This is a genomic window from Mediterraneibacter torques, assembly GCF_044591705.1.
GTDB lineage: Bacteria > Bacillota > Clostridia > Lachnospirales > Lachnospiraceae > Mediterraneibacter > Mediterraneibacter torques.
Genome location: NZ_CP172594.1, coordinates 2,662,634 through 2,677,800 on the forward strand (window position 1 = coordinate 2,662,634; position 15,167 = coordinate 2,677,800).

The 15,167-nt window shown below is 42.3% G+C and carries 15 protein-coding genes; 5 read left to right on the forward strand and 10 right to left on the reverse strand.

Features of this window, described 5'->3' with window-relative positions; translation table 11 throughout:
* Positions 1 to 2 precede the first annotated feature (2 nt).
* The 9 genes from ACH9UM_RS12425 to ACH9UM_RS12465 form a co-directional block, all read right to left on the reverse strand.
* Positions 3 to 761: an EFR1 family ferrodoxin gene (locus ACH9UM_RS12425; RefSeq protein WP_009243489.1), complete on the reverse strand. Its 759-nt coding sequence runs from the start codon at positions 759 to 761 to the stop codon at positions 3 to 5.
* 8 nt (positions 762 to 769) lie between these two features.
* The gene (locus tag ACH9UM_RS12430) at positions 770 to 1,360 is read right to left on the reverse strand and encodes a TetR/AcrR family transcriptional regulator (RefSeq protein WP_009243490.1); all 591 of its coding nucleotides are present in this window, start codon (positions 1,358 to 1,360) and stop codon (positions 770 to 772) included.
* Between the two features lie 116 nt (positions 1,361 to 1,476).
* Entirely contained in the window at positions 1,477 to 1,665 is a 189-nt protein-coding gene (locus ACH9UM_RS12435; protein ID WP_022003227.1) for a cysteine-rich KTR domain-containing protein, read from the reverse strand.
* On the reverse strand, positions 1,652 to 2,170 hold the full coding sequence (locus ACH9UM_RS12440; RefSeq protein WP_083804896.1) for a carcinine hydrolase/isopenicillin-N N-acyltransferase family protein: 519 nt from the start codon (positions 2,168 to 2,170) through the stop codon (positions 1,652 to 1,654). Before ACH9UM_RS12440 ends, ACH9UM_RS12435 begins: the two co-directional genes overlap by 14 nt.
* Complete coding sequence (locus tag ACH9UM_RS12445) at positions 2,125 to 2,445, reverse strand: hypothetical protein (protein WP_009243493.1); 321 nt, start codon at positions 2,443 to 2,445, stop codon at positions 2,125 to 2,127. Before ACH9UM_RS12445 ends, ACH9UM_RS12440 begins: the two co-directional genes overlap by 46 nt.
* Before the next feature lie 9 nt (positions 2,446 to 2,454).
* Complete coding sequence (locus ACH9UM_RS12450) at positions 2,455 to 2,631, reverse strand: hypothetical protein (RefSeq protein WP_009243494.1); 177 nt, start codon at positions 2,629 to 2,631, stop codon at positions 2,455 to 2,457.
* A 330-nt stretch (positions 2,632 to 2,961) separates the two neighbouring features.
* Positions 2,962 to 4,464 carry a 23S rRNA (uracil(1939)-C(5))-methyltransferase RlmD gene (gene rlmD, locus ACH9UM_RS12455; protein WP_118188689.1) on the reverse strand — a complete coding sequence of 501 codons (1,503 nt, stop codon included), beginning with the start codon at positions 4,462 to 4,464 and terminating at the stop codon, positions 2,962 to 2,964.
* A gap of 64 nt (positions 4,465 to 4,528) precedes the next feature.
* Positions 4,529 to 5,473 carry a 3'-5' exoribonuclease YhaM family protein gene (locus ACH9UM_RS12460; protein ID WP_004848334.1) on the reverse strand — a complete coding sequence of 315 codons (945 nt, stop codon included), beginning with the start codon at positions 5,471 to 5,473 and terminating at the stop codon, positions 4,529 to 4,531.
* Positions 5,474 to 5,767: 294 nt separating this feature from the next.
* Positions 5,768 to 7,051, reverse strand: a complete 1,284-nt coding sequence (locus ACH9UM_RS12465) for a S1C family serine protease (RefSeq protein WP_009243502.1) — start codon at positions 7,049 to 7,051, stop codon at positions 5,768 to 5,770.
* A gap of 139 nt (positions 7,052 to 7,190) precedes the next feature.
* Here ACH9UM_RS12465 and ACH9UM_RS12470 point away from each other — a divergent pair, with 139 nt between their 5' ends.
* The 3 genes from ACH9UM_RS12470 to ACH9UM_RS12480 are packed head-to-tail and all read left to right on the forward strand — an operon-like array spanning position 7,191 to position 11,728.
* A complete protein-coding gene (locus ACH9UM_RS12470) occupies positions 7,191 to 9,566 on the forward strand; it encodes an endonuclease MutS2 (protein WP_009320324.1) in 2,376 nt (791 codons plus the stop codon).
* Positions 9,567 to 9,595: 29 nt separating this feature from the next.
* Positions 9,596 to 10,297 (forward strand): response regulator transcription factor, encoded by a 702-nt coding sequence (locus tag ACH9UM_RS12475; RefSeq protein WP_009243504.1) that lies wholly within the window; start codon positions 9,596 to 9,598, stop codon positions 10,295 to 10,297.
* A gap of 24 nt (positions 10,298 to 10,321) precedes the next feature.
* Positions 10,322 to 11,728: a HAMP domain-containing sensor histidine kinase gene (locus ACH9UM_RS12480; RefSeq protein ID WP_004848327.1), complete on the forward strand. Its 1,407-nt coding sequence runs from the start codon at positions 10,322 to 10,324 to the stop codon at positions 11,726 to 11,728.
* Positions 11,729 to 11,815: 87 nt separating this feature from the next.
* Here the strand turns inward: ACH9UM_RS12480 and ACH9UM_RS12485 are convergent, their stop codons facing one another.
* Complete coding sequence (locus ACH9UM_RS12485) at positions 11,816 to 13,069, reverse strand: substrate-binding domain-containing protein (RefSeq protein WP_004848325.1); 1,254 nt, start codon at positions 13,067 to 13,069, stop codon at positions 11,816 to 11,818.
* Between the two features lie 157 nt (positions 13,070 to 13,226).
* Here ACH9UM_RS12485 and putP point away from each other — a divergent pair, with 157 nt between their 5' ends.
* Entirely contained in the window at positions 13,227 to 14,750 is a 1,524-nt protein-coding gene (gene putP / locus ACH9UM_RS12490) for a sodium/proline symporter PutP (RefSeq protein ID WP_009243506.1), read from the forward strand.
* Between the two features lie 123 nt (positions 14,751 to 14,873).
* Entirely contained in the window at positions 14,874 to 15,044 is a 171-nt protein-coding gene (locus ACH9UM_RS12495; protein WP_009243507.1) for a DUF362 domain-containing protein, read from the forward strand.
* Positions 15,045 to 15,167: the final 123 nt, after the last annotated feature.

Genomic DNA, 15,167 nt, shown 5'->3' on the forward strand with positions numbered 1-15,167 from the left:
AATTATCTATAATCCTCTATTCTATATTGTTCTACAACTTCATTTCCTAAAAGAGTTATTGCCTTTTGGGGGCATAAGCTAATACAGCGATAACACATTGTACAGCGATCATTCGACACAACTTTCTTATTTCGTAAAATAAGATTTTTCATTGGGCATATAGAAACACATTTTCCGCAACCAATGCAATTATTGTTAATCTTTAACTTATTGGAATAACCTTTTGTTTTTTTATAAAACCAAAGCCTTTGTCCCAATAATCCGATGATATGTGAAACTAGCGTAATACCTTCTTGTGGATAATCTCCATTTATAATCTGCAAAGCCACTTCCTCGATTTTTCTATCTGCCTGTGCTATAATACAACGATTTTCATCCATTGTCTTTTTTAATAACTTGCTATCACAAACAGAGTCTGGCATATGAATATGTATTCCACCCAAAATAGTTGCCCCGTATCTTTTTAACATTCTTGTCGTGCAGCCCGCACCATCACCACTAAAAGCCCCCATTGTCGCAATGCACAGTATTTTCTTATTTTTCCAGATGTCAGCATTCTTTTTAATAAAGTCACGCACCATATATGGAGCATTAGAAAACTGTGTAGGATACCCTATGTAAATCTCTTCGTTTTGTTGAATTGCTGAAATAGCTTCAGGGCTTTCCATAGGAATAGCTTTTGCAGATGAATGAATAAGAGATACCAACTTTTCAATGCAATATTTTGTATTACCCGTACCACTTAAATAAATTCCAACCATAAATTCTCCTAAAACTCACAACTAAATATTCCAATTAAATCTGTCAGTTTATCTTCCCATTTGTATGCGTAATGAACATTCTCCATCGTTGCAAGAGTCGTAAGACCTTGCACATAAGCAAATAATGCAACTATCAAATCTTCTTTTTTGCTTTGTGTCATATTTGTATCGGCAAGTAATTTCAACACCTGTTCTTTGTAAATCGCAAAGGGCTGATAATTACTTTCTCTACCACTATCAATATTCAAATCAATTTGTATATTTCCTTGCTGAAAAAGAAAGTTAAAATATTGCGGATGGCTTATAAAAAAGGAAATATATGCTTTGCCAAATTCCAATAAAAAAATAGGTGTCCCTCTATATTGGGAAACTGTATTTTCGAGTACTTCTGTAAACTTTTTCGTAATATGTAATTGCATTTCTTGAAGCAATTCTTCCTTGTTAGAAAAATGACTATATGGTGCAGCGTGACTTACACCACAAGCTTGTGCCACCTTACGGAGAGAAAGTTGATTTATTCCATTCTTATTTACCAATTCAATTCCTTTTTCTATCAAATCATTTTTCAAATTTTTATGATGATAAGGCTTCTTTTCCATACACAACCTCCAATCTTTACAGTGTCTATATTATATTCTAAAATCTTTACACTGTCAAGATTTTAGACGAGGTTTCATTGAAAACACAGAGCAAATGATCGTGGTTACTCACAATTTCATTGGCTCTGCGTCTGTGCGTCTGGCTCTTTAATGACGGTTATATATAGTTCCTTTGCATTTACCAAAGTGTCCTGCTTACATTTCGGACAGTAGAGGGGATAGTTTTTCAATACTGTATCCTCTCTAAGCCTATCACGAGTTTTACTACCGCAAACAGGACAGCGTATCCATTCATTTTTCAGCATCTTTTCTTCCTATTACGATATTGTGCAATCTTTTATCGGTTATAAATTTCTTCCTTCTGGGGTCACCTTCTGCACGATAAATCATTAAATTTGACAAATCAAATATAGAACTCCATATTGTTTCAAAGTCTGGCTCATCATCGTATTGACACATAAAACCATATTCACCTTTTAACAGTTTTTGAGTTTCAACAACAGGGTCATTGTTTTTTACATTGTTAATGCAATTATCCATAACAACAGAATATCTTGTATAGGAATGATAATCATCTCCCTTAGCAAAATCATAAGGCTTAAGTTTGTCTGAAATAAAACTATTAACCGTACATACCAAGTAACCATCGTCAACGCTTTTTGCTTCACCGATTTTCTTTATATTCGGCGTACATTCAACTACCACCATTTTACCTCTTTTGTCTGCAATCAAAATATTATAATTTGATGCAATAGGTAACTGCATTAACAGATTAAGCGCTTGCTCTGTGGTATTTGCTTTTTCAAGCAAATATCTAACCGCGAAACAAGAGTTGAAGAGCTGTTCGTCAAATAGGAATAATCAGAGTATTCCAAGCTCTGCCTATCTCTGTAATCTAAAAAAACATCACAGACCTTTCTCTGTTCCATTGTCAAATCAAGTTGTTCATAGTTTCGTTCCGCCTTATCCCTTTCGTCGCTTTCTTTTTGATAATCCTCGCTGCGTGTGAGCATTTTATAAACGGTATCTTCTTTTAATTTCTCCGCTGCAATTTTCACAAGCTCGGCAAAATCTTTGTCATACATCACAACCTCCTACACCAATACTTTTAGTTTCTTCACAGGGGCGTTTATGACTTTGACAATCAGCTCGTCAACACAGTCTGTATATCTGCCTTGCTGAATAAGTTGATTTTTCAATTCCACAAGGCTATGTAAAAGAATTGTTCTTTCCTCACTATCCAGATATGCGTGGTATTTTATTTCTCTCATTGTCAGCACCTCCGTTCTTGATTTCATTATATAGAAAAACGGTCAGGGTACTCAAATGTGTAATAGAAGTATAAAAATAAGCGTACCACTATTTCTAATGATACGCTTATCTGCCCTTATACAAATGAATGTCGCCTACATTTTTGTAGCAAGGTGGACACTACATAGATAAATATATTTCAAAAAACCTTTATTTTTCGTTTGTGTTCCCATACCCGATATCTATTACCACTGAAACATCAAAATAGTTTTTTAGGTGTTTATTGCGTGAATTTTTGCCCTCTGAAGTAAAGGTAAAATGTTTCGCAAAGTGCCTAAAATAAAGGATTTCTACGAGTTTTTCTTTTGTATCAACACAATAGTCTCCACATGTGTCGTCATCGGAAATTGATCAACCGCTCTCCATTTCTCAATCTGATACCCTGCTGTTTTTTCGTCTTCCTGTGCCCCTTCGCACAATATTTTCAGATCTCTTGCCAATGTTGCGGAATCGCAGCTTACATAAACAATCCTCTCCGGCTGCATCTTAAGAATCGTTTCCAACAATTCAGCGTCGCACCCTTTCCGAGGCGGATCTACGACGATCACATCCGCGTGTGCCTTTTCTCCTCCGTGCTGTTCTTCATAATCTTTATAGTATTTCGGAAGGATTTCTTCAGATTTTCCCACAAAAAACTGTGCGTTTTCTATTCCGTTTAACAGTGCGTTTTCTCTTGCATCATCAATCGCAGGGGGCACGATTTCCACGCCGTAAACCTGTTTTGCCTTCTGCGCAAGAAACAAAGAAATTGTTCCGATACCGCAGTACAAATCCCAAACCGTTTCATCTCCTTTTAAGCCTGCATATTCAAGCGCCTGAGAGTATAATTTTTCCGTCTGTACCGGGTTTACTTGATAAAACGACAAAGGAGAAATCTGATATTTCACTGAGCCGATATAGTCTGTAATATATCCTTGCCCCCAAAGCACCTCAAACGTATCTCCCATAATTACGTTTGTTCGCTTTGTGTTGGGACTTGCCGTTATACTCGTCATTCCGTCAATTTTAGCAAGCTCTTCCACCAACTCTTTCTGATGCGGAAACCATTCTCCGCTTTTATCCGCTTTATCTTTATTCACAACAAAACACACCATGATTTCTTTTGTCGTAAATCCATAACGAAGCAGCACATGACGAAACAGACCCGTTCCTGTTTTTTCATCATAGGAACGGATCTTATATTTTTTCATAAAATCAAGAATGCTCTCTAAAATATGTTCATTTACCGCTGCACCGAGAATGCAGTTTGTATTTGCTATAATGTCATGTGTACGGCCTGCGTAAAATCCTGTTACGGGATTTCCTTCTTTGTCTGTTCCAAACGGAAACTGCGCCTTATTTCTATAATAAAACGGAGTTTCCATCCCAATGATCGGCTCTTTTGTACATTCCAAAAGTTCAGATGAAAAACCGCCGATCCGTTCAAGATTTCCCCTGACTTTTCTTTCTTTAAACTCAAGCTGCTTTTCATAGGACATTTCCTGAATCTGACAACCCCCGCATTTTCTTGCGAAAGGACACTTAGGTTCAACCCGGCTGTTTGACGGTTCAAGCACGTTTATCAATCGGGCATATCCGTAATTTTTCTTAGCCTTGATCACTTTAACTTCTGCAACATCTCCTATTACAGCGTCTTTTATGAACAGCGTATATCCGTCTATCTTTCCGATTCCTTCTCCGTTGACACCGATATCCGTGATTTCAACAACTACAGTATCATTTTTCTGCATACACATATCTTCCCTTTTCTTTCTGTTTTCCTGCATTTTTTGCACATCCGCATCTGCGCACATATTTCCCCACCGGAAACACCGTATAGTTACGATCTATCCGCCGCCTACAATCGGCTTTTTCTGTTTACGCTCCTGACGTTCTGCGCAAATTAGAATCGAACAATCGGTTAAATCCTAACCAGTCTGTACCTGTTTTCCCTTTAAATATTTCCGTCAAAGTCTGCATTTTTGCATCTGCATTATCCGCAAGATTCAACGCTACCGCCTCCGCAAGCGCCGGTTTTTTCGGAGAACCGTATTCCAACTCTCCGTGGTGGGCGATAATACAGTGTTTCAATTCATTTGCAAGGCGAACCGGAAAATCCGGTATTGTCCTGATTGCCTCGTCGAGCATTTCCACTCCGATCACAATATGCCCTATCAACTGTCCTTCATCTGTATAATCATTGTCCGGAAATGACGAAAGTTCCCTTGTTTTTCCGATGTCATGGCACATTGCCGCTGTCAACAGAAGATCTTTGTTTAAAATTCCATATGATCCGGCAAAATATTCGCACATCCGAAGTACGCTCAACGTATGTTCCAGCAGTCCTCCCGAAAATCCGTGGTGTACCGTTTTCGCTGCAGAATGTGACCGGAATTTTTTAATAAATTCCTGATCGTTCACAAAGAAATATTCTAACAGACTTTTCAGATACGGATTGGAAATGTGACGGATAAACTCTGTCAGCTGTTCATACATCCCGTCAACGCTTTTCTCTGTGGTAGGCATGTAATCTGCCGGGTTGTATTCCTCTTCACCGGCTTTGCGGATCTGTTTTATATTAATCTGCAGATTTCCGTTATAATTGATCACTTCTCCATATACTTCTATAAAATCTTTTTCATCATAGTCCGCAATCCCCTGCGAATTCGGGTCCCATACTTTTCCGTCAAGCGTTCCTGTCTTATCCTGCAAAAGCACGTTGTCATATGGTTTTCCGTTTCTTGTTTCAGCCGAACGTTTTCCCTTACACAGATAAATATTTCTGATTGTTTCTCCTTCATGTAACCCACTGATATATCTCATGTCTCGCTATTCCTCTTTCTATTTTTTCTTTATTTCTCTATGTTCTATTTCTTTTAATCTGTTTTCTTATTTTTTCATTCCTGCTTTTTTACTGAACTTCTTCTTTTCTTATTTTCTCATTCCTGCTTCTTACTGAACTTCTTCTTTTCTTATTTTCTCATTCCTGCTTCTTACTGAACTTCTTCTTTTCTTATTTTCTCATTCCCGCTTTTTACTGAACTTCTTCTTTTCCTATTTTCTCATTCCTGCTTCTTACCAAACTTCTTCTTTTCTTATTTTCTCATTCCCGCTTCTTTATTTAACTTCTTCTTTTTCTGTGGTCACGACAGAAAATTTTATATTGACATATCCGTCTGAACCGAGCCGTTTTCCGACAAACTCCATCGTTTCTCCTACAGACGAGCCTATCACAATGTTTTGGTATGCGGCAATATCCTTTATCTCTTCTCCCGATGCTTCACATATAATATCTCCGATTTGTATTCCCGCCGCCATCGCCGGTGAATCCGGATCAACATCTGCCACATAAATACCTGACGGCATTTTATGTTCTTCTGCAAGCTGCTCCGTCACCGTTGTTCCGTAAATTCCGATATATGGAACGCTTTTCCCATTGATGAGCAATTCTATAATCGGCTTCAAATCTGAAATTCCATATGCATTCACAACATTTTTTCCTGTGTCGTTCCATACGGATGAAGAAATCATCCCTACCACTTCGCCATCCATGTTAAACAACATGCCTGTTCCTTGTTCCTCTGCCGGAATGTCTGTCGCGATCACTGCGCATTCTCCGTCGAAAAATGTCGCCTTATAATTCGATGCGCTGACAACGCCGTAAGACATTCCGTCTGCATATCCAAATATATTTCCGAGAGCGATCACTGCATCTCCCTGCGCCACTTTCTTTGAATTACCTAAAACGGCTACTTTGATCAATCCGCTGTCATCCTCATCTACGACATGTTTCCCGATGCCGAACACTGCTATCTTTCTGTTATTATCGACCTTTTTCAGCGCTGCATCGAAGCTTTTTCCATCGGAAATTGTCACTCTCCATGCAGAAGCGCCTGTGCAGATCGAACTGTCGGCGATAATCAAAAATTCCCGACCGTTATCTCCGGCGATAACACCTGTAACACTCTGCAAAATTCCTGTCATCTCTCCGTCCCAGTCTGCCTTTTCAGATACAGAAGATACAGAAACAATACTTTTTCTCGCCTCTTTTACACGTTCATTCAACCCGGCGGTCATCTCTTCATAACTTTCCGCATCGAGCGCAGGATCTTCTTTTCCCTCTTGATTTTTCTCAGAATCTTCCGCTGCCTGTTCATCTTCGGGGATCATCACAGTCTTTGCATTTCCCGCAAACCATTGCTGCATCCACGGTTTAAGCGCAAAAAAACCTAAGCAGGCAAACATCCCCAATATCAGACCATAGATCGCAATTCGGATAAATTGTTTTATAAGCGTTTCCCTGCTGCCCTGTTTCCCTTTTATCTTTTCTTGTAAAAAAGAATATTTCTTCTCTTCCGCCTCTTCTTCGGGCGATTTTTTTTGTTCTTTATCACTCGGCATGGACTTATTTTCCTCCAAATTCTAGTATACCTGATTCAATCCTCTATGAAAAGGTTTTTCTTACTTCCTGAAAGTCCTTTTCTTTATACGGATAATAGAGTAGAATGAGGATACAAACATTACAGACAGGTGAAGATTTATGAATAACAAAACATTAATAAAACTTGAATTTGATAAAATTATTTCCATGTTGGAAAATGAGGCAAGTTCTTTCCGCGGAAAACAACTTTGCCGACGGCTGAAACCGGTAACGGATCTTACGAAGATCGATTTGCTTCAGGAACAGACCGCCGCCGCTTTTACAAGGATCATTAAAAAGGGGCGGATTTCTTTCGGCGACGCAGCTCCTGTGGAAGAATCTCTCAAACGACTTGAGATCGGAGGCGCTCTAAATACAGCGGAACTTCTCCGCATCTGCCGTCTTCTTTCAAACACTGCGCGGGCCAAGTCATACGGACGGCATGACACGCAGGAAGATCTTGCCGACTGTCTTGATATTTATTTTGACGGACTTGAGCCGCTCACACCTCTTTCAAATGAAATTGAAAGATGCATCATTTCCGAAGATGAAATCAGTGATGACGCAAGCAGTGCGCTAAAGCATATCCGAAGGAGCATGAATAATCTCAACGACCGTGTTCACACAACACTTTCAGGTCTTGTAAACGGTTCTTTAAGAACGTACCTGCAGGATGCTCTGATCACAATGCGCGGCGACCGCTATTGTATCCCTGTCAAAGCCGAATACCGCAGTCAGGTACAAGGGCTGATCCATGACCAGTCCGCATCCGGTTCTACATTATTTATTGAACCTATGGCTATTGTAAAACTGAACAATGACTTAAAAGAATTATATGTACAAGAACAGGATGAGATCCGAAAGATTCTTGCTTCTTTAAGCGAAGAGGCCGCACAATATATCGAAGAGATCCGAACAGACTACCGATCTCTCACCGATCTGGATTTCATTTTTGCAAGAGGCGCTCTTGCTCTTACTATGCGCGCAAGTCGTCCGATTCTAAATGAAGAAGGACGTATCCGTATCCGGGAAGGACGCCACCCTCTTCTCGACCAGAAGAAAGTTGTCCCGATCACCGTATCTCTCGGCGATGAATTTTCTCTTCTCATCATCACCGGACCTAATACAGGCGGAAAGACCGTCTCTTTAAAAACGGTCGGACTTCTCACCCTCATGGGGCAGGCCGGACTTCATATTCCGGCAGGCGACCGTTCGGAAATCGCCGTATTCCGACAGGTTTACGCCGATATCGGAGATGAGCAGAGCATAGAACAAAGTCTGAGTACATTTTCTTCACATATGACAAATATTGTTTCCTTTTTGAAAAAGGTCGACGATCGTTCTCTCGTTCTTTTCGACGAATTAGGCGCAGGAACCGACCCGACAGAAGGAGCGGCCCTTGCCATTGCTATTTTATCGCATCTCCATAAGCGAAACATACGCACTATGGCAACAACCCATTACAGCGAGCTGAAAATCTATGCCCTTTCTACCCCGGGCGTTGAAAATGCCTGCTGTGAATTCGATGTGGAAAATCTCCGGCCGACTTACCGGCTTCTCATCGGTATTCCGGGTAAAAGTAATGCTTTTGCGATTTCCGGAAAGCTCGGACTTCCCGACTATATTATCGACGATGCAAAAAAACGTCTGAGTGAACAAGACGTCTCTTTTGAAGATCTCCTAAGCGATCTTGAGGCAAGCAGACGCACGATCGAAAAAGAACAGGCTGAAATTGCCGCTTATAAAAAAGAGGCCGAAACTTTAAAGCGGCAGGCTGTACAAAAACAGGAAAAGCTCGAAGAACAACGTGACCGCATCATCCGTGAAGCAAATGAAAAAGCAAATGCAATACTAAGAGAAGCGAAAGAAGTTGCCGACGAGACGATCCGCAATTTTCACAAATTCGGAAAGGAGAATATCTCCGCCGCTGAAATGGAAAAAGAACGGGAGCGTCTGCGCAAAAAGATCAAAGATACTTCCGCTTCTGCTTCACTGAAAACAAACAAACCGAAAAAGACTTACAAACCGTCTGATTTCAAACTCGGAGAATCTGTAAAAGTATTAAGTATGAATCTGACCGGCACCATCGGCTCTCTCCCCGATGCAAGAGGCAACGTCACAGTTCAGATGGGAATCCTTCGGTCACAAGTCAATATTTCCGATTTGGAAATTATCGAAGAAGTATCGCCTTACGCACCGAAGCGGATGAACCGTACGGCAAAAAGCAAGATCAAGATGAGCAAGTCACTTTCTGTAAGTCCTGAGATCAATCTGCTCGGAAAAACAGTAGACGAAGCGGTCGCCGAACTGGATAAATATTTAGATGACGCCCTGCTCTCGCATCTAAACAGCGTACGCGTAGTTCACGGAAAAGGAACCGGAGCTTTAAGAAAAGGAATCCACGAATATCTCAGAAGACAAAAACATGTAAAATCATACCGCCTTGCCGAGTTCGGAGAAGGCGATGCCGGAGTCACAATCGTTGAGCTCGGATAACGGGTTCACCCATAAAACGGAGGAAAAATATGATCGGAAAACAAAGAATACTAATCGTTGACGATGATGAAAATATCGCAGAACTTATCTCTCTCTATCTTACAAAAGAGTGTTTTGACACAAAAATAGTATTTAACGGAGAAGACGCCTTGAGCACATTTGAAACATACGAACCGAATCTGATTCTTCTTGACCTTATGCTTCCGGGCATCGACGGCTATCAAGTATGCCGGGAGATCAGGGCAAAATCAGGCGTGCCGATTATTATGCTTTCGGCGAAAGGGGAAATATTCGACAAAGTACTCGGTCTGGAACTCGGTGCGGACGATTATATCTTAAAGCCTTTTGATTCAAAAGAAATGATTGCGCGTGTGCGCGCCGTTCTTCGCCGTTATCATCCGATAAAAAACGAACCGTCCCAGGCGGAAAAGCCAAAGTGTGTCGAGTATGAAGGACTGACCATCAACCTGACAAATTATTCTGTTCTCTGTGACGGAAACACTGTTGAAATGCCGCCAAAAGAACTGGAGCTTTTATACTGTCTCGCCTCATCTCCGAATCAGGTATTTACAAGGGAGCAGCTCCTTGACCGTATATGGGGTTATGAATATCTCGGTGACACCCGCACTGTCGACGTCCATATCAAACGTCTCCGGGAAAAACTTAAAGATCATCCTCAGTGGAAATTAGGAACCGTATGGGGCATCGGCTATAAATTTGAGACAAAATAACAGATAAACAGGAGACTACCGCGTATGAGAAGCACTCTGCACATTAAATTTATTGCACTTTATATCATATTTGGATTTTTATGTCTATTCTCAACTGCAACGCTTACAGAGCAGCTTGTGACAGATAAGCTTACCGAAGACACTTCTCATACGCTTTACAGAGAAGCTACTTTTGTTGCCAATGATTATCTCCCATCTTACTTCTCCGGCGATTCTTCCATCTATAACGTCCAGTCACAGTTGTCTGCAATGAGACTGTACTTCAACGCTTCTATCTGGTTCGTAGACAGTACCGGAAGAACACTTACCTCTTCCAGTTTAGAAGACACTGTATGTCCTGATAGGATCAAAGACTTCAACCCTGCCGAAATCGGCGGAAACCGCTATATTACAGGTACATATCACGGATATTTTGACGAAGATATGATCACCGTTATGGCGCCTGTGACACAAGGTTTTTCTACAAAGGGATACCTTCTGATCCACAGTCCCGTCTCTGCCATCGAAGAGAGATGCGCTCCGATCATGACTCAGGTATACATCTCCACAGCAGTCATTTTCGCACTTTCTCTTATCTTTCTCCTCGGCGTACAGTTTTTCATCCATCGTCCGCTCAGGCAGATTTCCGAAGCGGCAAAACAATACGCTATCGGAAATCTTGACTATGAGATTCCGGTACACACTCATGATGAACTCGGATATCTCTCTGCTTCACTGAATTACATGGCAGTCAGACTGAAAGATATGGATGACTATCAAAAAAAAATTGTCGCAAATGTCTCTCATGATTTTCGTTCTCCTCTCACGTCCATAAAAGGATATGTTGAGGCAATGGCCGACGGAACGATCCCGCCTGAATTGTACGGAAAATATTTAAATATTATTTTGTTTGAAACAGAGCGTCTCACCGACCTCACGCGAGATCTGCTGACATTAAATGAATTCGATACAAAAGAACTTCTTCTTAACAAGTCAGATTTTGACATACAGGAAGTTCTGAAAAGTACCGCCGCATCTTTTGAATCTGCCTGTACCCAAAAACATATTTCCATCGAACTGCTTCTCATGCCTGATGCTGTTTTTGTTTTGGCAGACAAACGTAAGATCCAGCAAGTCCTCTATAACTTGATCGATAATGCGATTAAATTCAGCGAAAACGATTCTTTGATTACTGTAGAGGTTAGTGAAAAGAACGAAAAAGTATTTATTTCCGTAAAAGATCACGGAATCGGAATCCCGCGGCAAGAGCAGACTAAAATATGGGAGCGTTTTTACAAATCAGACCTTTCCCGCGGCAAAGATAAAAAAGGGACAGGCCTTGGCCTGTCCATCGTAAAAGAAATTATTCAAGCTCATGACGAGCATATTAATGTAGTAAGTACCGAAGGAGTCGGCACTGAATTTATCTTTTCACTCAGTCGGAGCGGGTAACTCTTTACCCGCTAATGGAAAACAGAGTTTCCTCGCTTACGCCTGACGAAAACTATTTGTAAAGCATCCGCTTACGCCTGACGAAGACTATTCGTAAAGCATCCCCTTCACGTCCGGGTCGTCCATATTTTCTTTATCCACCCAAACATATCCTGTATCGACGGTTGCCTCATTTCCGATCTCAAGCGCAGCCCGCGCCGCCGCCACAACTGTCGCATATCCCATGCCGAACGGATTTTGCACAATAAGACCATCTATCGTTCCGTTTTTCAATGCCGCGATCTGTTCCTTTCCGGCATCAAATCCCATCAACACGATATCTTCTTCATTTTCTGCTGTCTCAAAAGCATCCATTGCCAGTAAAACCGCATCGGCATTTACCGCAAAACAGCCCTTCAGGTTCGGGTATTTTTCCATATAACGGGCAACCACATCCGCATCTGTCATCCCGTCCGCGACAGCGCGAATATCTTCCAGTTTCGTGCGCACCTCTTCCGACATCGCTTCTTCCCCTTCATCTGCCGGAGTCTGACCGGACGATTCCACCGTCCACTCGGCAAGCTGCTCTTTCGTCACCCCGAGTTCGTCCGCTGCAGCCTGCATCTTAAGATCGTCAAACTGATCCATATAGATCGTCTCTACAACCTTCACATTCGGATAATTTGCCGTAATTTCTTCTGTCACTGCCTTTGTTCGCTCTTTTGCCGTTCCCGAAACAGAATCCTGTGCGATCAACAGAATCTCTCCTTTTTCTTCGATCGCCTCGCTCATTTTCCGAGCCCCTTCTTTTGCCGCCGCCACATTATCCGTCATGCAGGTGCACTGAATTCCCTGATAATTGTTCCTCGAATCAAATGCCACGACTGCAATTCCGTTTTCTGCCGCAAGATCGAACTGAACAGCCGACGCATCTTCCGCTACGCTTGCAACAGCGATCACATCCGGATATCGCGCCAGCTCCTCGTCAAGGATATTCACCTGTTCGTCAATATTCTCACTGTCTGCCGGAGCGTTATAAAGAACTTTTATCTTGTCCTCCCCTTTATATCCCAGATGCTTATTAATGTCTTCCGCCGCCTGCTCAACTCCGGCCTGCACTTCGCTCCAGTAAGCCGTTCCCTCTCTCTTTCCGATGACTGATATATACGTCCCCGGCTTCAGGTCAAGATTACTGATATCTGCATATACTTCAGGGGAAATCCGGTCAAGATTCGGCTGCCACGCAAGCTCTTCCTTTTCCTTTCCCGTAAATGTATCTTCCTTTTCAGACGGACTGCATGCGCAGACTCCCATTGCCACACACAATGCAAATGCCGCCGCTGCTGTAATTTTTCTCTTCATTATAATTTATCCCTCCGCTTTTATCCTTTTATAATACACCATATCATACAAAATAAATGTGAATTTTTACTAAACTTTTATTTCTTGAAGAAATCCCCTTATTATGGTACAATTTTACAATATATTGCACATTTTGCGAAAGGAATGAGTGACAAACATGACAACAGAACACATTTGTATTATGATCGCCATTATTGTTTATCTTGGCGCCATGCTCTATGTCGGCTACCGTTGTTCCAAGAACAACCATGATACGACCGATTTTTATCTTGGAGGGCGTAAGCTCGGACCTCTTGTGACGGCAATGAGCGCCGAAGCCTCCGATATGAGCAGCTGGCTTCTGATGGGGCTTCCCGGTCTGGCCTATCTGACAGGTATTGCCGACGCCGGATGGACTGCCATCGGACTCGCCATCGGAACGTACATAAACTGGAGGATCGTAGCAAAACGGATCCGCCGCTACACTCTCGTAGCCGGCAATTCGATCACGCTTCCTTCTTTTTTCAGTAACCGATACAGAGATCAGCGTAAGATCCTTCAATCTATCGGAGCGATTTTTATCGTTATATTTTTCATACCGTACACAGCCTCCGGATTCGCCGCATGCGGAAAACTGTTTTCCAGCCTGTTCGGGGTTAATTATGTTGCCGCTATGATCATAAGTGCGATCGTCATCGTAGGGTATACGGCGCTTGGCGGATTTCTTGCCGCCTCAACAACAGACTTCATTCAGAGTATTATCATGTCTGTTGCCCTGATCATCGTCTTTATATTCGGCATCAATATTGCCGGAGGTATCCCTGCCGTAGTTGAGAACGCACAGTCGCTTCCGGGATATTTGACGATGATGACTACATACGATCCTGTTGCAGGTGTCGAACAGCCTTATCCGATCATCAATATTATTTCCATGATCGCATGGGGGCTCGGTTACTTCGGTATGCCTCATATCCTGCTTCGCTTCATGGCTATCGAGGACGAAGAAAAACTCACGCTCTCCAGACGCGTTGCGACAATCTGGGTTGTCATTTCCCTTGCAGTTGCGGTTTTGATCGGTGTGATCGGTCTGGCAATGAGCGATGTAGGCGCTTTAAAAACTCTGACAGGTTCCGATTCTGAAACGATCATTGTGCAGATCGCCGACTTGTTAAGTAAACACGGTATTCTTCCTGCCTTACTTGCGGGAACGATCCTTGCCGGCATTCTTGCCTCTACAATGTCCACGGCAGACTCACAGCTTTTGGCTGCATCCTCCGCCGTATCTTCCGACCTTTTCGGCGACAGAGTTGCCAAAACGGGAGACAAGAAAAAAGCAATGAACGCAGCTCGCTTCACCTTGCTTGCCATCGCGGTAATCGCCGCTTTTATTGCCCGTGATCCGAACAGTTCGGTATTCGGCATCGTTTCCTTTGCATGGGCAGGTTTTGGCGCCGTATTCGGTCCTGTCGTATTATTTGCCCTCTTCTGGAGACGCTCAAACTGGCAGGGCGCACTTGCCGGAATGATTTCAGGCGGAGCTATGGTATTCATCTGGAAATACCTCGTACGTCCTCTCGGCGGTGTATGGAACATTTATGAGCTGCTCCCGGCTTTCAGCGTATCATGCCTTATGATCGTCATTGTAAGCCTGCTCACAAAAGCACCTTCAAAAGAGATCACAGAAGAATTCGACCGGGTTTAGGTTCTTAATTTAGAACATACAAATCACTTGTATATTCAAACTCATTGTATTAAAATAGTGATAATAAAGAGAACTACCTTTCTTTGTTTCTCTTTTTAAATTCAAAAAAGGAGGATACATACTATGGCACACGTTATTAGTGATGAATGCGTAAGCTGTGGTTCTTGCGAAGCTGAATGTCCTGTAGGCGCTATCTCTGAAGGCGATGGCAAATACGAGATCGACGCTGATGCTTGTGTAGACTGCGGAGCTTGTGAAGCTGCGTGTCCGACAGGCGCTATCTCAGCTGAGTAATATAAATCGCAAAGTGATCACAAAAGAGAAGCACCGCTCCTATGTGGAGCGGTGTTTTTTTGTAGGAACTTGACGAACGATTTTTTCGTTCTGAAGTCATGGTCTATGCTATAATAACCTCAA